Source organism: Streptomyces sp. NPDC050674 (assembly GCF_040654575.1).
Lineage (GTDB): Bacteria > Actinomycetota > Actinomycetes > Streptomycetales > Streptomycetaceae > Streptomyces.
In genome coordinates, this window is sequence record NZ_JBFAIG010000017.1 from 144,557 (window position 1) to 164,066 (window position 19,510).

Annotated in this window: 20 protein-coding genes and 1 tRNA gene; 13 read left to right on the forward strand and 8 right to left on the reverse strand. The window is 66.4% G+C overall.

Translation table 11 applies throughout. The features are described from left to right. Nucleotides 1–571: 571 nt before the first annotated feature. Nucleotides 572–1,732, reverse strand: coding sequence for an XRE family transcriptional regulator (locus AB0I06_RS26440; RefSeq protein WP_363121317.1), 1,161 nt, complete (start codon nt 1,730–1,732; stop codon nt 572–574). Further along, nucleotides 1,701–2,333 carry a hypothetical protein gene (locus AB0I06_RS26445; RefSeq protein ID WP_363121318.1) on the reverse strand — a complete coding sequence of 211 codons (633 nt, stop codon included), beginning with the start codon at nt 2,331–2,333 and terminating at the stop codon, nt 1,701–1,703. Before AB0I06_RS26445 ends, AB0I06_RS26440 begins: the two co-directional genes overlap by 32 nt. A gap of 217 nt (nt 2,334–2,550) precedes the next feature. Between AB0I06_RS26445 and AB0I06_RS26450 the strand changes: the two genes are divergently transcribed. Further along, nucleotides 2,551–3,084, forward strand: coding sequence for an NUDIX hydrolase (locus AB0I06_RS26450; RefSeq protein ID WP_363121319.1), 534 nt, complete (start codon nt 2,551–2,553; stop codon nt 3,082–3,084). Here AB0I06_RS26450 and AB0I06_RS26455 read toward each other — a convergent pair. Next, nucleotides 3,062–4,402 (reverse strand): helix-turn-helix transcriptional regulator, encoded by a 1,341-nt coding sequence (locus tag AB0I06_RS26455; RefSeq protein ID WP_363121320.1) that lies wholly within the window; start codon nt 4,400–4,402, stop codon nt 3,062–3,064. The genes AB0I06_RS26450 and AB0I06_RS26455 overlap by 23 nt on opposite strands. A gap of 113 nt (nt 4,403–4,515) precedes the next feature. On the opposite strand from AB0I06_RS26455, the gene AB0I06_RS26460 reads away from it, so the two are divergent. From AB0I06_RS26460 to AB0I06_RS26470, 3 genes are all read left to right on the forward strand, one after another. Then, a complete protein-coding gene (locus AB0I06_RS26460) occupies nt 4,516–4,758 on the forward strand; it encodes a hypothetical protein (protein ID WP_363121321.1) in 243 nt (80 codons plus the stop codon). A gap of 204 nt (nt 4,759–4,962) precedes the next feature. Next, entirely contained in the window at nt 4,963–5,406 is a 444-nt protein-coding gene (locus tag AB0I06_RS26465) for a hypothetical protein (protein ID WP_363121322.1), read from the forward strand. Nucleotides 5,407–5,476: 70 nt separating this feature from the next. Continuing rightward, on the forward strand, nt 5,477–6,319 hold the full coding sequence (locus AB0I06_RS26470; RefSeq protein WP_363121323.1) for a protein kinase: 843 nt from the start codon (nt 5,477–5,479) through the stop codon (nt 6,317–6,319). Nucleotides 6,320–7,211: 892 nt separating this feature from the next. Here AB0I06_RS26470 and AB0I06_RS26475 read toward each other — a convergent pair. Then, nucleotides 7,212–7,697 carry a winged helix-turn-helix domain-containing protein gene (locus AB0I06_RS26475; RefSeq protein WP_363121324.1) on the reverse strand — a complete coding sequence of 162 codons (486 nt, stop codon included), beginning with the start codon at nt 7,695–7,697 and terminating at the stop codon, nt 7,212–7,214. A gap of 170 nt (nt 7,698–7,867) precedes the next feature. On the opposite strand from AB0I06_RS26475, the gene AB0I06_RS26480 reads away from it, so the two are divergent. The 7 genes from AB0I06_RS26480 to AB0I06_RS26510 all read left to right on the forward strand — a co-directional run bounded on the left by AB0I06_RS26480 (nt 7,868) and on the right by AB0I06_RS26510 (nt 13,812). Continuing rightward, a complete protein-coding gene (locus AB0I06_RS26480) occupies nt 7,868–8,218 on the forward strand; it encodes a hypothetical protein (RefSeq protein ID WP_031104037.1) in 351 nt (116 codons plus the stop codon). Between the two features lie 83 nt (nt 8,219–8,301). Beyond that, on the forward strand, nt 8,302–8,427 hold the full coding sequence (locus AB0I06_RS26485; RefSeq protein ID WP_267896215.1) for a hypothetical protein: 126 nt from the start codon (nt 8,302–8,304) through the stop codon (nt 8,425–8,427). Then, nucleotides 8,424–9,845, forward strand: coding sequence for a cell division protein FtsK (locus AB0I06_RS26490; RefSeq protein WP_363121325.1), 1,422 nt, complete (start codon nt 8,424–8,426; stop codon nt 9,843–9,845). Before AB0I06_RS26485 ends, AB0I06_RS26490 begins: the two co-directional genes overlap by 4 nt. Before the next feature lie 47 nt (nt 9,846–9,892). After that, the gene (locus AB0I06_RS26495) at nt 9,893–10,615 is read left to right on the forward strand and encodes a DUF2637 domain-containing protein (RefSeq protein ID WP_363121326.1); all 723 of its coding nucleotides are present in this window, start codon (nt 9,893–9,895) and stop codon (nt 10,613–10,615) included. 148 nt (nt 10,616–10,763) lie between these two features. Beyond that, complete coding sequence (locus AB0I06_RS26500; protein WP_363121327.1) at nt 10,764–12,224, forward strand: replication initiator; 1,461 nt, start codon at nt 10,764–10,766, stop codon at nt 12,222–12,224. Then, a complete protein-coding gene (locus AB0I06_RS26505; RefSeq protein WP_363121328.1) occupies nt 12,221–12,427 on the forward strand; it encodes a helix-turn-helix domain-containing protein in 207 nt (68 codons plus the stop codon). The genes AB0I06_RS26500 and AB0I06_RS26505 overlap by 4 nt, the downstream gene beginning before the upstream one ends. Beyond that, nucleotides 12,421–13,812, forward strand: a complete 1,392-nt coding sequence (locus AB0I06_RS26510; protein ID WP_363121329.1) for a site-specific integrase — start codon at nt 12,421–12,423, stop codon at nt 13,810–13,812. The genes AB0I06_RS26505 and AB0I06_RS26510 overlap by 7 nt, the downstream gene beginning before the upstream one ends. A gap of 712 nt (nt 13,813–14,524) precedes the next feature. Here AB0I06_RS26510 and AB0I06_RS26515 read toward each other — a convergent pair. The 4 genes from AB0I06_RS26515 to AB0I06_RS26530 form a co-directional block, all read right to left on the reverse strand. Then, nucleotides 14,525–14,992, reverse strand: coding sequence for a hypothetical protein (locus AB0I06_RS26515; protein ID WP_363121330.1), 468 nt, complete (start codon nt 14,990–14,992; stop codon nt 14,525–14,527). Nucleotides 14,993–15,002: 10 nt separating this feature from the next. After that, complete coding sequence (locus tag AB0I06_RS26520) at nt 15,003–15,485, reverse strand: hypothetical protein (protein WP_363121331.1); 483 nt, start codon at nt 15,483–15,485, stop codon at nt 15,003–15,005. 419 nt (nt 15,486–15,904) lie between these two features. Then, nucleotides 15,905–15,991: transfer RNA gene (locus AB0I06_RS26525), tRNA-Ser, on the reverse strand. 63 nt (nt 15,992–16,054) lie between these two features. Beyond that, nucleotides 16,055–17,491: a trypsin-like peptidase domain-containing protein gene (locus tag AB0I06_RS26530; protein ID WP_363121332.1), complete on the reverse strand. Its 1,437-nt coding sequence runs from the start codon at nt 17,489–17,491 to the stop codon at nt 16,055–16,057. A gap of 288 nt (nt 17,492–17,779) precedes the next feature. On the opposite strand from AB0I06_RS26530, the gene AB0I06_RS26535 reads away from it, so the two are divergent. Then, a complete protein-coding gene (locus tag AB0I06_RS26535; protein ID WP_363121333.1) occupies nt 17,780–18,607 on the forward strand; it encodes a glycerophosphodiester phosphodiesterase in 828 nt (275 codons plus the stop codon). Between the two features lie 168 nt (nt 18,608–18,775). Continuing rightward, a complete protein-coding gene (locus AB0I06_RS26540; protein ID WP_363121334.1) occupies nt 18,776–19,414 on the forward strand; it encodes an ATP-binding protein in 639 nt (212 codons plus the stop codon). Nucleotides 19,415–19,510: the final 96 nt, after the last annotated feature.

Below are 19,510 nucleotides of genomic sequence, written 5' to 3' on the forward strand. Positions count from 1 at the left end.
TTGCCCACGCTGTTACCCTGATCCTGCGCCGGGCGGAAGTTCGCCCGAAGCCGACAGAGCTATCAGCTAAGCGGCTGGTCCAGTGACCAGGACCGCTGAAGGTGCAACGTCTGCACCGGCTGAGAAGTGAGCCAGTTGCCAGCAGAAATTGCTGGCTCGGGCTGAAGCGCACAGCCCCGGACCGACAGTTCCGGGAGCCTGTGCATGCTTCTTCCCGGAAGTGGCTCAAGCTCCCGGAGGACACCTCAGGAGCCTCCGTGGATCTTCTTGCGCAACTCATCCCCGTTGTCACCGCCCTGCTCGCACTCGGGCGAGAACTCGACACCTGGCGCCGCCGACGACGTGACGAGGGCAACGAGGAGTAACGGCCAACTCTGTCGAACGACTCGAACTGCCGTTCCTGGAGAGCAGGTAGTTACGGAAGTTCTCCGAGTCTCCCGAGGTCACCCAGAACCCTCGCCTCTTCGATGTCCGGGGCTGAGCCCCGTCCAGCCCCGTGCCATGTTGCACGGGGCTGGATGTCGGGCTATCGAGACACTGGCGGGCTGTCTGGGGTGCGTATCGCGCGGAGTCAGAGCACCTTCAGTGCCGGGCGTTGCTGCCGGCGATCGCCAAGGCTTACGACGTTGTCCGCTTCGGAAGCGGGACGATCCGTCGGGCGGTTCGGTTCAGGGGCAAGGGACCGCAGGATGGCGGGTTGGATGGCGAGCTGGTCAGACGCTGGCAAATAGGGACGGGGCCCGTACTCGCGAACCAGAAGGGTATGCAAAAGCAGGGGGTGTTCACGGCCGACCTCGACGGGTTCCTCCTTGCGCCACCCCCTCTGGGAGACCTGGACGTACAAAGAGCGCTTACGGCTCTCAGAGAGGTTGCCAACAGCCGCGGCCCGCATGATCAGGGCCTGGATCGAAACTCCCCACGTGGCTTTGCGGCGCGCGTAGTTCTCTAGGGTGAGGCGATCTGTGAGTTCCTCCTTCGCACGCTCGTAAGGGACGAGGAAGGCGCCGGCGAAGCGGTTGGCTTCCCCTTCGGGATCGGCTGCGTGCGGGCGAAAGGTATGGAGGACGAGGTGACCGAGCTCGTGAGCAAGGGTGAAGCGGTCTCTGTCACCGCTGGCACCTGGGAAGTAGGCGACGAGTGCGTGCTCGCCGATGCCTGCCCAGTAGCTCACACCGAAGTGCTTGTTGGTGGTGTTTGCGGTTTCGCCGTTGGGGTCGGGAAGGATCAGCGGAGTAACAGCGATACCAGAGCGCTCCAAGGCCCGGGTGAGGTGCGGGATCGGCTTGTCGGGAGCCAGACGAAGGGCAACGCGAGTCTGCTCGGCCAGGTGCTCAATGGCTTCGTCATCGAGCTCGTTCACAGTGGCGTAGGGCAGAGGCGGGGCCGGATACCGAGTCGATGACGTGATGTCTTCGGTGACCCGGAAGCCCTCCTGGTAGAGCGCGGAGACTCTACGGGTAACGGTCCGCTTAGCCGTGGACATTTTGCGAAAGCGAAGAGAGTCGAGCGGCACTGACGAGGGGGCTACGGAGAAGAACCGCAGGGGCGTTTCGGTGCTTTCTGCGATCATTCGTAGCTTGTCTTCCGTGGCCTCACGCTCACCCCGCTCCACATTGGAGATCCAGGTGGGGCTTACTCCGGACATGTCCGCAAGGGCTGCGCCAGTCAGCCCGAGCAGGTCCCGAAGAGTGCGCAGTCGCTCACCAGGAGACGCCTCCAGTGCCGTCCTCATCGCCCATCTCCTCGTTGTCCGGCAGGTCCAGTTCGATGCTGTCATCTTGCGGCTCGAACCGCAGTCCTCGCAGTTCGTCTGCGGTGGGCATCAGAGGGAAGTCTAGGTCGACCTCGGCGGTGGCCCCGAACTTCCACGTGCCGGTGGTACGGACGACGCGAAACGCCGGCGCGCCGTCCACACCCACTCGCCACAAGATCAAAAGCTTGTTGTTCTGGGGACCAAAAGCAGGTACCTGGAACGCGGCAGGCAGCGGTAGGTTGCGGTAGTAGGCGCGCCGGGCGTGATTGCTGCCAGGCGGCGGCACATGGTCGTCACTGAAGCCATGGAGCAGTCTGACTCGGTAGTTGCTGTCCGTCAGCCACAGCTCGCCGTTGCGCTTGTGATTCCCGCTGAGAACCCACGGCCCCAACGACGCTTTCAGAAGTCGGTGGTGGACCAGGCCGCGCACCATGTGACTGCGGAGCCAGCCGTGAGAGGGGCCTTGCAGCTCCGGCAGCTGTTCACTGTGTCGCTGGTGGGCGTACGCGAAGGCGTCGTGGAGGGGCTCACAGAGATGCGCTGTGGCATCGCAGATGCGCGCAACTTCACCATTAACCATGAGCGGAAAAATATCACACGGAAAATTAAGGGTGGGGGCGTCGGCGCACTGCTCTTGAGCGGGCGGCGAGTAGGGGGCGGGCCCTGGGCGCAACATGGGTCGGGCTGCCTCACCGCTGGGCGGCGCATCTCGTCAATGTGACGCGAAAAGAGGAGAACACGCACCCGCTTCCGGACAGGTCTGAGATCCTGGAGTCCGATCGAGAGGGGCCGCAGGTATGGAGTGGAAGACCCACGGTGAGCGACAGGTCTACACCAATCCTTGGGTGAATCTGTGTCTGGTCGACGTCCAGCAGCCAGACGGACGTAGGTGGGAGTACCACGTCGTCCGCCTCCGGCACCTGGCCGTTGCCGCCGTAGTCAATGACCGCCAAGAGGTCCTGATGATGTGGCGACACCGCTTCATCACGGACTCTTGGGCCTGGGAACTGCCCATGGGCCTGGTCGAGGAAGGCGAGACTCCGGAAGAAGCTGCTGCCCGTGAAGTCCTGGAAGAGACCGGCTGGCGTCCCGGCCCCATCAAGCCACTGATCTATGCCGAGCCGGCGAACGGCATCACCGACTCGCAGCACCACGTCTTCCGCATCGACGGCGCCACGTACGCCGGTCCCCCCACGGAGAAGAACGAGTCCGACCGCATCGAGTGGATCCCTCTTTCAGAGGTGCGCGGGATGATAGACCGCCGCGAGATCGTGAGCAGCGGCTCACTCGTGGGTCTGCTCTACCTGCTCATGGATGAAGCGATCCGCTGACCGGCGGGAGGAGTTCCCGTAGCCGTGCCTCGAAAGCCAAGGCTACGGGCTCCTGCCTGTGTGGGGCCAGCTGGTCGTAGAACTCCCTGAGGTGTCCAGACACTCGCTCTGAAGCCACCGCCGACGCGGGCTCAAGGGCTTGCGTGGCGGTGTGGCACGCCTGGTCAAGCTTGCCTTGGTCCAGCTGCGTACGAGCCAGCCAGAACGAGTGGAACGCGCGGCCGCGCTGGTTGGTGTGGTGCTCCCGCCGCAGGGCATCAGCGATCAAGGGTTCGGCGGTTGCCGCTTCGCCCAGACGGCCATGGGCGATGCCCGTGTCCACGATGAGCTTCGGCTCGTCGAAGTAGGCCACCCATGAGGGGTCCGGATCGCTCGCCCCGATCTGCTCGAATTGGCTGTGCGCTTCCCCGATCGCCCGGTGCGTGTCATCACGGTTTCCGAGGGTGGCGTGGGCGAATGCTTCCCGCATGGCCAGCATCGACATCACGCGCGGCGTGCTGCCGAGTGCTGACCGGGCCTGATCCTGGGCTGCGGTCACGAGTGCCAACGAGTCCGCGGGCTTGTCCTGGTAGGTCGCCTGCAAGCTCATACAGGCGAGGACGTTGGCCATGAACTGCCGGTCATCGATCTCCTTCGCCAGTTGCAGGGCCTCGGTGAAGTAGGCGCGGGCCTGGTTGTACTGGCGGGCGTCGAAGTAGGTCCAGCCCGTGAGGCGTGCCAGCTCGGCGGCAATGCCGTACAGACCGTTCTGGATGGACGGTGGTCGGCTCTCCTTCAAGAGCCCAACGACATGACGGAGCTGGCCGACAATGGCGGGCCGCAGTGCCTCGCCGCCGTGCTGGTCGTCTCGTCGCCAGTAGTCCTCGATAGAAGAGCGGAAGGCCTCAAGCGTGGCCTTGTTCAGACTGGTTCGTGTGGCCAGGGCCAGGATGCTGTCCACATCGGGACCGGGCAGAGAATCGTGGCCGTGCTGCTCCGCCTCCGGCATCTGGGGTGCCTCGCGCTCGTCGACCGCCAGGGCCTGAGGCGTCTCCCACGATCGGCGGGCAAGCCCGAGCATGTCTCCTGGGATGCGCAAACCGTCTGAGATTCGCTCGATGACATCCATGTGCAGCAAGTGCCGTCGGCCTGCAATGACTTCACCCACGCGGCTCGGCGTCAGGTCACAACGCCGGGCAATCATCGACGGGTAGATGCCCGCCCTGACCTTCAACAGCCGGAAGACTCTGGCGAAGTCCCGGACCCGACACGCATCGATCATCTCGGGATCGGTGAGCAGCCTGGCCGGCAGTTCCTGCGGCCGGTCCGGGTCGGGCATCGGCAAGCTCCCAAACTGCGAGGGCTACGCAACGTCGCTGGTTCTCTACTTCCGGCGATGTTACCCAAGTTGGGTAATCAGCCTGACCTTTTAGCGGCGGCCCTCTGGTCGCGATGCTCTCTTGCATGGCGAGCAACCAGCAGACCAGACCAGGCATCGGTGAACTGGCGAAGGACACCGCCAAGGGACGTATCGGCATCGTCATGGGTGAGCTCGGCGGCCGAGTGCAGATACGGCCCATCGGCGGCGGCCGGGAGTGGGATGCCATGCCGGACAAGGTGGTGCAGCCGAGCGCTCGGGAGGAACTGAGCGCCCGCCTGGCCATCAAGAACGGCAACAGCAGGGACGGCTTGTGATGCGCGCCATCGGCCGATACGCGGGAGTCCTCTTCATCGTCATGATCAGCGGGTCATGCGGCCTGGTGATCGGCATGGCTCTCGCTGTCGGCCAGTAGACCGGCCGCGCCGGACGGGTGCTCATTCCCGGTTCCCCCACCCCCGTCCGGGGCGGCCTTCCACACCCGTAAGTGCCACGCTCCACTATCCAGAAGGAGTACTCGCATGACGGCAACGGCGAACGACCAGAGGACCGGCCGCGCGGTGTCTGGCGAGGAGCTGTTCCAGAGCCTCGCCCACTTCGTGGTCGTCCACAACGGGCAGTCACCCGAGCGTGCCGAGCGGATCGCGGACCAGGCAGTCGCCTTCGTGGTCACCGCAGCCACCGCGATCGTCCCCATGGTTCCGTCGGACGACGTGGACCTGGGTCTCCACGCGCTCATCCTGCACACGAAGGAGTACGCCGACCTGTGCGAGCGGTACGCGGGCCGCTTCCTGCACCACAACCCGAAGCCCGGTGGCGGGGCCCGCGACCCGAAGCAGGTCGCCGCTTCGGCACGCGCCATGAAGACGGCGGGCTTCATGGTCTTCGATGACCTGTGGACCGTGGACGGCACGAACCTTACCCAGTGCGACTCCGACTGCGGCCGCCCGTACGGCCAGGCGTAGCACAAGACACCAGCGGCGCGGCCGGCCTCGACTCGTGGTCGGCCGCGTTCGCCCGGAAGGAGAAGAGACGTTGTCCGGCTCACCCTCTGAACTGCCGATCGTGGTCCTCGACGCCCTCATGCCCACGTCTCAGCGCCTCGTCCTGAACCGCCGGGGCTCCATGGTCTGGGAGGTGCAGAGCCATCGAGGTCACTACGCCGTCAAGGTCGGCTATCCGATCGAGGCTACGGCCGACTGGCCCGCCCAACCCTGGACCGCCCTCGCGCCCGCACGCGAGGGTGCCGTGCTGCATCGTCTCGGATTCGACGACTTCGCGTACGGAGAATGGGAGCGCGGGACGTGGAACTTCCAGCCGTGGCATGAAGGGCCGGACCTGCACCAGCTGTGGGAGCCCTGCCGTAGGCAAGCCCCGTCCATCGCACCGGACCCCCGTGTGGCGCTGGGTTGTGTCGAGGTCCTGGCCGAACTGCACGCCAAGGGCTGGGCTCACGGCGACGTTCAGCCCGCCCATTTCATCGTCGGGTCGGAGCGGACACACCTCATCGACCTGGCTCTAGCCCGAGGCGGGCACGTCCCGGAGGGCTACGACTTCCCGTTCCGCGGCTGCCTCGTCCACTACGAGGCACCAGAGATCGCGCGCAGCGTGCTCGCCACGGGGGAAGCCGAGCCCACGCCAGAAGCCGACGTCTACGCCCTCGGCGCCTCGCTGCTCATCTCGGCCACTGGTTGGCGGGCTATCGAGTACCCGGACGACGCTCCACGCCCCGTCCAGAGAAGGGCCGTGGCCGACGGCAGGCGTCGCCCCGTCAAGGCTTCCGGTGAGCTGGGCGAGTTGATCGAAGCGATGCTCAGCCATGCTCCCGAAGACCGGCCGACCATCTACGAGGTGGGTAAGGCCCTGAGCCGCCTCTAGAGCCGGTTCGCCCGGCGGCGCTCGCACAACGAAGACCAGCAACGAAAGACCGGACCACCCTCAGCCTGGACAGCATTCCGGGTGGTCCGGTCGCGGAAGCCCTGATCAGGACCCCGGTGCCGATGGTAGCCGGGGCAGTTGGCGTGCTCGGATGCGGGTGCGGGCCCTCGGCTTCATGTTGTCCAACGAGGAAGGGGCTTGACCTGAGCCACCGAAAGTCAGCCATGACGGCGGGCGAGACGAACGAGCACCCGCCACGTGTGCTTCCAGCAACCACTCACCGGCCTCAGCCACGCTTTTTCCGAACGTCACAGCCGAGTCCTCGATCTTGCATGAGCGTTACCGACGTGCCCTGCGACTCCACCGGCCGTGCGGATCGGAACTGTGGGCGGTCTGGTGGCGCGGTCACGCCTGGCTCGTCCCGGCCTGGTCCTGGTGCTCGGCGGTGGACGTGTTGCTCGTTGATCTGGTTGTCCGCCCTGGCGGTTGTGCGCGCTGAGCGGCGGGGGGCCGCCGGAGCGGTGGCGGAGACAAGGAGCGGCGGCGGCCACGGGCCGCCAGCGCGCGCGGCCCGCCGTAGGCGGGCCGCCTTGATCCAGTAAAGAAACTCTGAACAGCTCCGCAGGGCAGGGCGATGGCGGATCAGCGAAGGAGCCGCTCAACGTCGTGGAGGCGCTCAGCGGCTGGGAGGAAGCGCGGCAGCGCGAAACGCATCGACGACACGGGTGGCAAGCGGGAGACATGGCCGAGCACATAGCGGACTACGAGATGGGGTTGACCAGCATTCACGTCGAAGACGCGGATCAAGTGGCCGCGCTGATCCAAGAGATGCGGGCCATGGTCGGTCGCCTCAACAAGGAGACCAGAGCACTGCGTGAGGAAGTGGCTCAGCTCAGGACTGCGACTTCGATTGCTGAGACTTCAGCTCCTCGACCTCACGCCGCAGTTCCTGATGATCAGCGCTGAGGGAACGGAGCTCGTCACGTAGAGCAGTGAGCATTTCAGTGAGGGTGGCCCCGGTGGCTGCGGAACCGTCGGGGCTTCCCTCCGTCTGTTCAGCCTGAGGGGGCGTCTTGTCCCTGTTGGCGAGGTACCAGGCCGGCGGGGTGTAGCCCGCCGAGAACTCGCCGGCGGCGTCATGGTCAGCTACGAAGCTGCCTCGCCCGTGGATCGTGTAGATCAAGCCTTCGTCGCGCAGAACGTTGAGCGCGCCCCTTGCGGTCATGTTGGCCACGCCGAAGCGTTCCTGTAGCTCGCGAATGGACGGCATCTGCTCGCCCGGCTTGATCCGTCCCTGCAAGATGTCGCGCCGAAGTTCGTCGGCAGCGTGCTGATACGGCGGCCGACGGTCCTGCTTGCTCTCTGGCGCGGGGCTCATGGCCCAAGAGTAGCGATCATTAGCACCCCTAGCACACCCCACTGACATAGGTGGCCTATGTCAATTGATACCTAGCTCACCACACACACTTGACAGTGCTAGGTCAGCTATGTTCAATGGTGATCACGCCCCGCCGCCTGGCGGAGCGCAACCGAAAGGAAGCAACTCCCATGGCACGCATCCGTGTTGGCCTGCTCCCCACCTCGTCATTCATGGTCGGAACCCTGCCGGTGCCGAAGTACGCGGACCAGGAGAAGACGCAGTTCGCCACCGACCGTGAGACCGGCGCGAAGCTCTACACGATCACCCTCTTCTTCATGGAGGAGGGCCGCGCCGAGGCTCTGAAGATCACCGTTCCGGAGACCGGTCTCCCTGACGGTCTCAAGCCCGGTGTCCCGGTCATGCCGGTGGAACTGTTCGCCACCCCGTGGGCGCGAATCTTCAACGGCTCGCTCTCGGACGGCATCGCCTACCGCGCGGACCGGCTGGACCTGATGGCCCCGGCTGCTGAAGCGGCGTGAACGGCACGGCTCCCCGGTCCGGCGCTGAGCGCAACTACCCGTTGCCTCACGCCGGGCCGGATGCCCGATTCACCGAATCCCTCGTGACCTCGGTGGCGGGCGTGCTCGTCGGCTACGGCTATCCCCGCCTCGACGCCTCGGCCGACCGGGCGGCCCTCGAATCGGCCCTCGCGGCCTTCCTCTACAACCCTCTGGAGCGCAGCAAATGAACGGTCCGAACGGCCCGGCAGAAGGGGCCTTCCCTTACGGCTCCCTGGTGGTCGACATGGCGCTGGTGCTCCTCGTCGGTTGGGCGGTGTGGTGGATAGTCCGCTACCTGCGCGCCGACGCCATGACCCGGCAGTCCATCCGGCAAGCCGTTCGGGTGCGGTGGGGCTGGAAGCGGCTCGCTCCGATGCTCAAGCTGGCGGCCACGGACAAGACTCCGACCGCGCTCGCGTCACTGGCGAACACCGACGGCAAGCCGATCAAGCCTCGCGTCCTCATCCCGGCTCTCAAGGTCACTCACGACGCATACGGCGTGATCGCACGGGCGAGTTGCCTACCCGGCGTGGGCCTGGCGCAGTTCCAGAAGGCGGCCCCGCATCTGGCCGACGCCTGGAGGTGCACGCGGGTCGCGATCACGCAGGACAAGCCCGGACAGGTCGTCATCCGGGGCGTGCGGCTCGATCCGCTAAAGCTCCCCACTGAGCACCGGCCCACGGGGGACGTGCCGGACGAGACGGCCCAGTGGGACTTGGGCTTGGACGAGTACGCACAGCCGGTCTCGGTAGACCTCACACAGGTACCCGGCGTGACCGTGGCCGGCCTCCCAGGTTTCGGCAAGACGAGCCTGATCAACCGGCTTCTCTCGGACTGGGCGCCTTCCCCCTGCGTGCAATTCGCCTGCGCGGACGGCAAGGTGTCCGCCGCACACGAAGGTGACTATGCCGACTGGGTGCAGCGCATGTTCGCCTTCGTCGGGGACGACCTGGAAGAGGCCAACAAGCTGTTCCGGGACCTGGTGGAACTGCGGCGCCTCAGGTCGGCCCGGGTACGCAAGGCGCTCGGCGTGAAGTCCATATGGGATGAGGGCCCGTCGGAGAACTGGCCGCTGGTCGTGCTGGTTATCGACGAGGCACACACGTACTTCCGCGACCACAAGGGCAGCGACCCGAAGACCAAGAAGCTCGCCGCTCTCGCTGCGGAGAACGCCCGGCTCGTCGAGGACCTGGTGAAGAAGGGCCGTTCGGTGGGGATGCTCGTCATCCTCGCCACTCAGAAGTCCACCGGCGATGCGATCCCGACCTTCATCCGTGACGTGTGCCCCGTGGGCCTGAGCTTCGCCCAGAAGACCGCGGAGGCCGCTGTCGCCGCTCTGGGCGAGGAGATCCGGGAGTGGCCCGATGCCAACCCGGTGAACCTCCAGGACCCGACGTATGTCGGCGTCGCCTCGATGAACCACCAGTCGCAGCCCGGCTTCACCCGCATCCGCACCCCATACGTCTCCGACGCCGACGCGGCCCGGATCGCCGACAGCACCGCCCACCTGACCGCCGACCCCTCCACGCTCCTGGAAGCCCTCCTGGGCCCGCGCATGTGGGACAAGCAAGCCGATCTGGAGAAGCCCGCCGCCGACGCCGCCTGACCCTCGACCCACGGCCCGTCACACAGCACTGAAGGGAGGTGAATCCCTTGACAGAGGACCGGATCACTCAGCGCACCATCACCGCCGTGATGATCATCATTGCGATGCTCGCGTTCGTCTTCTCCTTCGGCAACGTCTGGTCTCTCGCCCTTCGCTTGGGCATCCCCGCACCGATCGCACCGCTCATCGCCCCGATGGTGGACCTTTCCGTGGTCGGCCTGCTGGTTGCCCTGCGCTCCCTGTCCTTGCGCGGTCTGCCCGCCGAACAGATGACGGCCGCCACCCGGCTGATGCACTTCTCTGGGCTGCTGACGCTGGGCCTGAACGTCGCCGAGCCCATCGCCGCCGGACACTACGGCCGGGCTGCCGTGGACGCCGTGGCTCCTCTGCTCTTGCTCGGGTGGGGCACGGTCGGCCCGCAGCTCCTGCGCGCCTTCCACACCGTCTCGCGCTCCGCTGACTCGTCCTCCAAAGCGACGGTGTCCGAAGCAGAGCCCGTAACGGCCGCCGCTGAGGCCCCGGCTGCTACACCGCCCGCCGACCTGGTTCCGCCCGTCGCTCCGGGCCCCGTCCCGACCTCGGTGACTCCACGCACCGCCCCGGTTCCCGCCCCGCCTGCACCCAAGGTGCCTGAGCCGCTGCTGACCGAAGCGCGCTCCATCGCCGCGTCCCATCACGCCGAGCACGGAGAAACGATCACTCCGTCCCAGCTGAAGACGCGACTCGGCATCGGCCTGCCCATGGCCACTGCCCTGCACGCCGCCCTGTAGGACCGCACCCTCCGCCGGCCTCTCCGGCTCCCCCGCCCCGCCCGCCCCTGGGCTCGCCCCGTCATGCCTGCGGGCAGCAGCCCGAGCGCACTTAATCGCTGCTGCCCGCGGGCCCCACCTTGACGCCAGAAAGGAGACTCCGCCACTCATGCGCCGCCCCCTCGACCTGCGGCACGTCGTCAGCCCCGGTCTGCGGGACCTGATCGAGCTGGCCAACACCAACGACTTCAACCGCGTCACCGAACAGGTTCGCAACCTGCGCGGCTGCACAAGCCCCGTCAACCTCCACGGCTGGACGATCACCACCGACTCGGCGACCAAGGAAGTAGTCCGCTCCTACCGCTCCGAAGACGAGCCCTCCGGGCGCCTCCTGACCACCTGCGGCAACCGCCGTGCTTCCCGCTGCCCCGCCTGCTCCCGCGTCTACGCCGCCGATACCTACCACCTGATCAAGGCCGGACTGTCCGGCGGCAAGAACGTCGCCGAAACCGTCCGCGACCACCCTCGCGCCTTCGTCACCCTCACTGCCCCGTCTTTCGGTCCCGTCCACAACCGCAAGACCGACAGCACGGGCAAGACCCGCCCCTGCGGCTGCGGCAGCCATCACACCGAGGACGACCCCGCCTTGGGCACCCCGCTGGACCCGGCCACATACGACTACACCGGGGCCGTGCTCTGGAACGCCCACGCCGGGCAGCTATGGGGGCGCTTCACCACCTACCTACGCCGCGCCCTGGCCGAACACCTCGGCATGACGCAGAAGGCACTGAACGCCGCTCTCCGCGTTTCCTTCGCCAAGGTCGCCGAGTACCAGAAGCGCGGCCTGGTCCACTTCCACGCCGTGATCCGCTTCGACGGACCCGACGGCCACGTCACCTCGCCTCCGCCCTGGGCTACCTTCGACGCCCTTCAGGTCGCCGTGGGTCTGGCGGTCGAGCGGGCCCGGCTCACTGTCGAGTCCGACGCCATCGGTGAGCGCGTGATCAAGTGGGGCGACCGGTTCAAGGTCGACAAGATCTCCGCCCTGGGCGACGGCGAACTCACCGACGCCAAGGTCGCCGGATACGTCGCCAAGTACGCCACTAAGAACGCGGAAGGCGCGGGCACCGTAGACCGCACCCTCATGTGCCGTCCTTGCCAGGGACGCGGCTACGTACGAGGTCCCGACGGCTTCCGCGACCTGTGCGACGACTGCGAAGGCACCGGGCAGGCCGAACCCATCAAGGCCCTGCCAGTGCAACGGCATGTACGGCAGATGATCCGCACCGCCTGGGACCTCGGGAACCTGCCGGAGTTCGCCGAACTCAAGCTCTGGAAGTGGGCCCACATGCTCGGCTTCCGCGGCCACTTCTCTAGCAAGTCCCGCGCCTACTCCACCACCCTCGGCGCCCTCCGCGACGTACGCCGCGCATGGCGTCTCGCCCAGGCCGACGCCGCCCGCGCCCGCGCCGGCCTCCCCACCACCGACGAGACCACCCTCGTCACGGCCTCCTCGTGGACCTACCTCAGCAGCGGCTACCGCCCCGGCGAAGAACTCCTCGCCGCCCAAATCCGCCACGACATGGCCCACGCCGACCGCAGTAAGTCCGAAGGAGAACCCTGGCTGTGACCGCTCCGACCAAGGCCGACAGGCAGACGCTGAAGCTGGCCGAAGCGCTGGACGAGATCGGGGTGTCCCGGGCCGCCTTCTACAGGATGCGCGCTCGGGGCAAGGCTCCCAGGCACCTCAAGCTGCCCAACGGTCAGATTCGCATACGCCGGGCCGACCTCGACGCCTGGTTCGACGCCTGCGAGGTGCCGGAAGCATGCTGACCTACGACGTTCAGGTCTGGGGCATCCGCAAGCGGCCGAACCGCGCGGCGGCCTACCAGCTCCGGTGGCGTGTCGGCTCCCGCCCCTTCTCCAAGAGCTACAAGATCAAGGCTCAGGCCGACGGTCGGCGCTCGGAGCTGCTGGCCGCCTTGCGCAACCGCGAGCAGTTCGACACAGAAACCGGCCTGCCCGCTTCGGAGGTGCAGGCGCTCAACTCCATAACCTGGTACGACCACACCCGCGCCTATGCGGAGATGAAGTGGCCCAATGCTTCGGCCAAGCACCGCGCAAGCATCGCTGACACGCTGGCCACCATCACGCCGAAGCTGGTCAAGGACAACCGTGGGGCTCCAGCTCCGAAGGTCCTCCGCATCGCCCTCTACTCGTGGGTCTACCGCTTCGTCCTCGGCGACGACGGGACGCTGAGGCCCCGTATCGACGTCGCGGAACCGCCCGCCGACATCATGTCGGCGCTGGACTGGATCAGCCGGAAGTCCGTCGACATCACCGCGCTCAATACGCCCTCGGTGGTCCGCACGGCCCTCGAAGCTCTCAAGCTGAAGCAAGACGGCACGGCCGCTGCCGAGAACACGGTGAACCGCAAGCGAACGGTCTTCAGCAACTGCCTCCGGTACGCCGTGGAACGGGAGTTGTTGGCGACCCTGCCCCTCGACAAGGTCGACTGGACCCCGCCCGAAACTGACGACGAGATCGACTTCCGGTTCGTCCCCGGCCCCAAACTGGCGAAGGCGCTGATCGACGCCGTAGGCGAGCAGGGGACACGCGGACGCCACCTGATGGCGTTTTTTGGCTGTCTCTACTACGCGGCCAACCGCCCTGGGGAGGCAGCCAATCTCCGGGAAGAAGACCTCACCTTGCCCGAAGAGGGCTGGGGAGAAGTGCTGCTGTCCACGAGCACGCCCCGCGTCGGCTCCGGGTGGACCGACACGGGCGAGTCGTTCGATACGCGCGGCCTGAAGAAGCGGGCCCGCAAAGCGACCCGGCCTGTGCCGATTCCCCCCGTTCTCGTGCGCCTGGTCCGCGAGCACATCAAGGAGTTCGGTACGGCTGAAGACGGCCGACTGTTCCGTGCGGCTCAGGGCGGCGGCCTGCTGTCGAAGGAGTACGGGGAGGCTTGGAAAGCGGCTCGACTCGCAGTGCTGACCGAATCTGAAGCGGCTTCCCCCCTGGCTGACGTGCCGTACTCCCTGCGCCACGCGGGTGTCTCCCTCTGGCTTGAGTCCGGCGTCGCGCCGGCCGAGGTCGCCCGCCGGGCGGGACACAGCATTGCTGTGCTGTTCCGCTTCTACGCGAAGGCGATCCACCGCAGCCAGCAGCGCGCGAATGAGCAGATCCAGCGTGCTCTTGAAGCCGCTGAGGAGTAGAAGGAGCGAACCCGCAGCTCACGCGGCGCCACCCCACCTATGCAGGTTGGGGTGGCGCTCTTCCCATTCTCTCCCTCATGAGGTCAGAGGCCATACCGCGGCAGGCCGGACCCAAACCCCGTTCGGCGCAATGGTCGGTGGCTCACCGAGCAGTGTCACAAATGATGATGCAGGCTACATGAGCAGAGGTCGCACGAGAACTGGAGGATGGGATGGGTGGCAACGGTAACGGCTGGTACGTGCGAGGCAGGGAGCTGCTGGGAAAACATGCTATTGACCCCCGCGGCACTACGATCGGCGAAATCGTCGATCTGTATGGGGAAGCCACGACAGGCCATCAGTTGGCCATGCTTGCTCGGGTAAAGCTATCCGACAGTAGCGAGAGTCGCATTATCCCTATCCTCGATGCTTCCGTTGTAGAGGATGGCGTACAGGTTCAAGTCACGCAGGACTCGCTTCGCGCACACCCGTCTCTAAAATCAAACAAGAGTGTGCGAGTTCCATGGACCAGAGTGAAAGACATCTACCGACAATACGAGGTAAGACTTCCCGAGAAATTGGCTAAAAATGCACCTAAGGCGGTTAGCGTAACACGACGACGGCGGAACATGATCGCCTTCACCGGTCCATACACCGAGAACGTACTGACCGGAAGGGCGCGACCGAAATTCAGAAACTGACTCGACACAACTTCCAGAGCCGGAATTCCTTTTCATGGTGTTCCGGCAGCGATGATCAAGGTGGCGATTTCCACAAAAAAGAGAACGAAGCCGATCCTTAGATAGAGTGATCGCCGAGTAAGTACGGTGGCATTGCTCCGCACTTTCCCAGTCAGGTCTCTGATCACATCCTGCAGGGTTGCGTCTTCGTCCTTACCAGCTCTGTATCGAGCCATTATGTGGCCAGCGGAAGGGACAAACCACCACGGGTAGGTGGGCCACAGCACTGCCATGGAAGCGGCGCCAACCGCAGTCAGTACGCCGAGAAGGACCCATGGCGCCCAGGGAGCGAGCGTTTCTCCCTTCTCAACAAACCCAACGCCCGTTGAGAGTGTCGCAATGAGAGCAGCGACCGAGAACATCGTCGTAGCCCGGCTTCGGAAGTCTGCCAGCGTCGCTGTTTGTACCTTCAACTCGTCCACCAGCGTCTGGTACGCCAATTGCAACTTTGGGTCAGCCATCGCGCCTCTACTACAGAGTGAAGGATATGAGGGCGATCACCACGGAGACAATCAGGAGGAAAATAGACACGCGCAGAAGATTCCCGCGCGCCTCAAGGATTCCTTTGTTGACCTGGTAGGATCTCCCCAAATCCTCGGCCGTGCTTATATGTACTTGATTATCGTCGACACCTAGTCTTTGGCGGTCGAGGATCACGTCCACATTGGCCCCATCTTGCCACTGCTTCGAAGGCAGTGTTATGATAAGCGCGACCAGACCTATGGCGACCATCAAGCCGAGAAGTGGCCACGCAGACCACGTGGGCAAGGTTCGTCCACCGGAAGAACCGCCTTGAATCCGCAACAGGCCGAGGCCAATGAATAGCGTGGTAGACAGAACCGAAACAGCGAACACCGCGATGGCGCGGCTGTGAGTCCTCGAAAGCTCTTCGTTTTGATATCTCAGCGCCCTGTACGCAGATTCGTAGGCCGTCTGAATGCGCGGATCAGGCATGCTTCGATCCCTCCAGCGCGAAAGCTAGTGAGGATGGTTATATTGCTGCGCCCGGCAACAAAAGCCTGATTTCCATTGTGCCCGTCTTAGGTTTGTGGTGCACGTCGATCACAGCACCGTCGCTCGTGCCTTCAGAGACACTGGTTCTGCGGTCGGCCTTGCAGGAGGCTGCGCTTGCTGCTGTCGCGCTCCCGTAAGCCGTGTCCGTACTCGTTGCCTCATCACGCTGTGAGTACGACACCATTAGCTCGCTGCTCTGGCTCTGAACTGGCAGTTCTCCCTCAGGCTTGGTCCACGCCTGGTCCACACGCACTGATCCACAACGCGACAGGGCCGGATCAGGGTGAGACAAGCACCATGCAGAAGGGGCGCCCCTCATCAAGGGACACCCCTTCTGACCAGCACATCTATGACCTGCGCGGAGGCGGTGGGATTTGAACCCACGGTGACATCGCTGCCACGACGGTTTTCAAGACCGTTCCCTTCGGCCGCTCGGGCACGCCTCCCCGCGCCGGCCGTGATCGGCGGCGCGGGGACAAGGGTAACGGGTCGGTGCGGGCGGGTGGGGGTCAGTTGTCGCCGACGCGGGAGCCGAGCGTGACCTCGACCGTGTGCTCCTTGCCGCCGCGCTCGTAGGTGATCGTGACCTTGTCGCCGGGCTGGTGGGTCCAGATCTCGCCGATCAGCGTGGGGCCGGAGTCGATCACGTGGTCGTCGAGCTTGGTGATGACGTCGCCAGGCTTGAGGCCCGCCTTGGCGGCGGGGCCGCCCGGCTCGACCGGCGCCGCTCCGCCCGCGCCCTGGTCGGTGATCTGCGCGCCGTCGGAGTTGTCGTCCAGCGAGACGGAGGCACCGATCTTCGCGTACACCGGCTTGCCGTTCTTGATCAGCTCCTGGGCCACGTACTTGGCCTGGTTGATCGGGATGGCGAAGCCCAGTCCGATCGAGCCCGACTGGCCGGTGCCGAAGCCGCCGTTGCCGGTGGACTGGATCGCGGAGTTGATGCCGATGACATTGCCCTGGGCATCCAGCAGCGGGCCGCCGGAGTTGCCCGGGTTGATCGAGGCGTCGGTCTGCAGGGCGCTCATGTACGACGCCTGGCTGCCACTGCCGTCGCTGGAGGCGACCGGGCGGTTCTTGGCGCTGATGATGCCCGTCGTCACCGTGTCGGACAGGCCGAACGGGGCGCCGATCGCGATGGTCGCGTCGCCGACGGCCACCTTGTCCGAGTCGCCCAGGGTGAGCGGCTTCAGGTCGTCAGGGGCGTCCTTGAGCTTGATGACCGCCACGTCGTAGCCCTGCGCGTGACCGACCACCTCGGCGTTGTACTTCTTGCCGCTCGGGAACGTCGCCGTGAGCTTGCCGCCGTCCACCGCGTCCGCCACCACGTGGTTGTTGGTGACGATGTGGCCCTGCTTGTCGAAGACGAAGCCGGTGCCGGTGCCGCCCTCGCCGCTGGTGCTCTCGGCCTCGATCGTCACCGTGCTCGGCAGCGCCTTGGCGGCGACGCCCGCGGTCGTGCCCGGGTCCCGCTTGACGTCGCCGCCGCTCGCGGAGGCCGAGACCGTCGTGGAGCCGGTGCTCTCGTCGTTGTTCTTCGCCAGCACGTAGCCGAGCCCACCGCCCAGACCGCCCGCGACCAGCGCGGCCACGAGGATCGCGGCGATCAGGCCGCCGCGCCCGCGGCCGGACTTCGGCGCCGGCTGCTGGTACGACGAACCCCAGCCGCCCGGGCCGGCCCCGGAACCGCCGTCGCCGTACGGGGCGGCCGGCGGCGGGGGCGGGGGCCAGGAGGGGTCGGGGGCGGACGAGGAGGTGCCGGGGTGGTGGCCGGCCTCACCGGAGCCGGAGGCGCCCTGCCCCTGAGGGGGCTGCCCCGGCGTGTCCTGCCCGTACGGCCCGCGCGGGGCCTGTCCCTGGGGCGCCGGAGCAGCGGGAGCGTCCACCGGCACGGGGGGTGCGGACGGGGCGGGGGGTACCGCGGTGCCCTCGTTCTCGGTGCTCACAGCTTCTCTCCTAGATCCACGGCCGTTTACCGGGTCGCACGCGGTCTCGACTTTTCCCGCCGCTCGACGGGTCCGGCGCGATACAGCTGTGCTTGTCCCTTTGTATGCCGTCAGCTTTTCCCACGGGCCGTCAGAGCACCATAAGCGGTGGCTGTGCGTCCGAGGCCATTCTTTATATAGGTCATTAATGGCGAAAAGGATGCAAACCCAATGCCGCCGTCCGGACCTGCGCTTCCGGCGGGTCCGTCCGACCGGACGCATACCCGCACTCGGTGGCACCATGACGCGGTGACCCACGCACGACAGCACGTGATTCAAGTCGTCGCCCACCGCGGAGCCTCCGAGGACGCCCCGGAACACACCCTGGCCGCGTACACCAAGGCGATCGAGGACGGCGCGGACGCCCTCGAGTGCGATGTGCGCCTCACCGCGGACGGCCACCTGGTGTGCGTGCACGACCGCCGGATCAACCGTACGTCCAACGGCCGCGGCGCGGTCTCCGCACTGGAGCTCGCCGACCTCGCCGCCCTGGACTTCGGTTCCTGGAAGACGGGCGAGGCCTGGAGGGCGCGTGACGAGGAACCCGACTGGGAGCACCGCCCCGAGGACCGCGAGGCGACCTCCGTCCTCACCCTGGAGCGGCTGCTGGAACTCGTCGCCGACGCCGGGCGCCGCGTGGAACTGGCCGTCGAGACCAAGCACCCCACGCGCTGGGCGGGGCAGGTCGAGGACCGGCTGCTGGTCCTGTTGAAGCGGTTCGGCCTCGACGCGCCGGCCTGCGCCGAGGAGTCCCAGGTGCGCGTCATGAGCTTCTCGGCCCGCTCCCTGCACCGCGTGCGGGCCGCCTCGCCCACGCTGCCGACGGTCCATCTCACCCAGTTCCCCTCGCCCCGGCTGCGCGACGGACGGCTGCCCCCGGGCGTGCGGATCGCGGGCCCCTCCATCCGGATCGTGCGCAACCACCCCGCGTACATCGAGCGCCTGAAGCAGGCCGGACACCAGGTGCACGTGTGGACCGTGAACGAGCCGGAGGACGTGGAGCACTGCGTGGCGCTGGGCGTCGACGCCATCATCACCAACCGCCCGCGCGCGGTGCTGGACCAGCTCGGACGCTGACGCCCGGCCCCCCGGCTCGCAACCACTCAAGTCCCACCAGACCCACGCACACCTCTTGACTACGGATCCCGGCGGACGGGATCCTCCTTTCTCGGCCACACCGATGATTTCCAGCCAGGCGATTACAGGGAGTGCTCCGGCGCGTTCGGTCCGTATTCGCTCTGGTGAATGCGTCACCGGAGGTGGATTGGCCGGTTTCCGGTACAGGCCAATGGGGCATCCACACCGTGGCGTGGGGCGAAGGAGGTCTCGGGGGTGGCGTTGGTGGTGGCACAGGAAGTGCCCACGTCGTCGAGCATGGCCGTACCCCATGGCCCTGCGGGCGTGGGGAAAGCGCGACACCGGATGCGTACGCAGCTGCGCAGAGGCGGAGTCGCGGAATCGGTCATCGACGACGCCGTTCTGATCCTTTCCGAACTCTTGAGCAACGCGTGCAAGCACGGCAGACCCCTGGGCGACGCGCTCTCCGGCGACGGTGATGTGCGCGCCGCATGGCGCGTGGACCCGGCCGGCCGGCTCATCGTCGAGGTCACGGACGGCGGTGGCCCGACCCGCCCCGCCCCCGCGACCCCGTCGGTCACGGCGCACGGCGGACGCGGGCTGAACATCATCAGCGCGCTCGCCGACGACTGGGGCGTGCGGGACGACATCCGCGGCGAGGTCACCGTGTGGGTCATCGTCCACGACGACGTGCACGACCCGGACGCCGGCCACCGCCGTGACGACTTCGCCACGCGCGTCACCGCCCCCGCCGTCTCCCGGATACCCGGGCTCGACTTCGCGGACGCCTTCGACGAGCTGGACTGAGCACCGGACGCCGCGCTCGACCGGGCGTTGTCCACAGGACCCAGTGACCCGGGGCCCGAACGGCTAGGCTCGCGACCGTACGAGACCAGCCGTAAC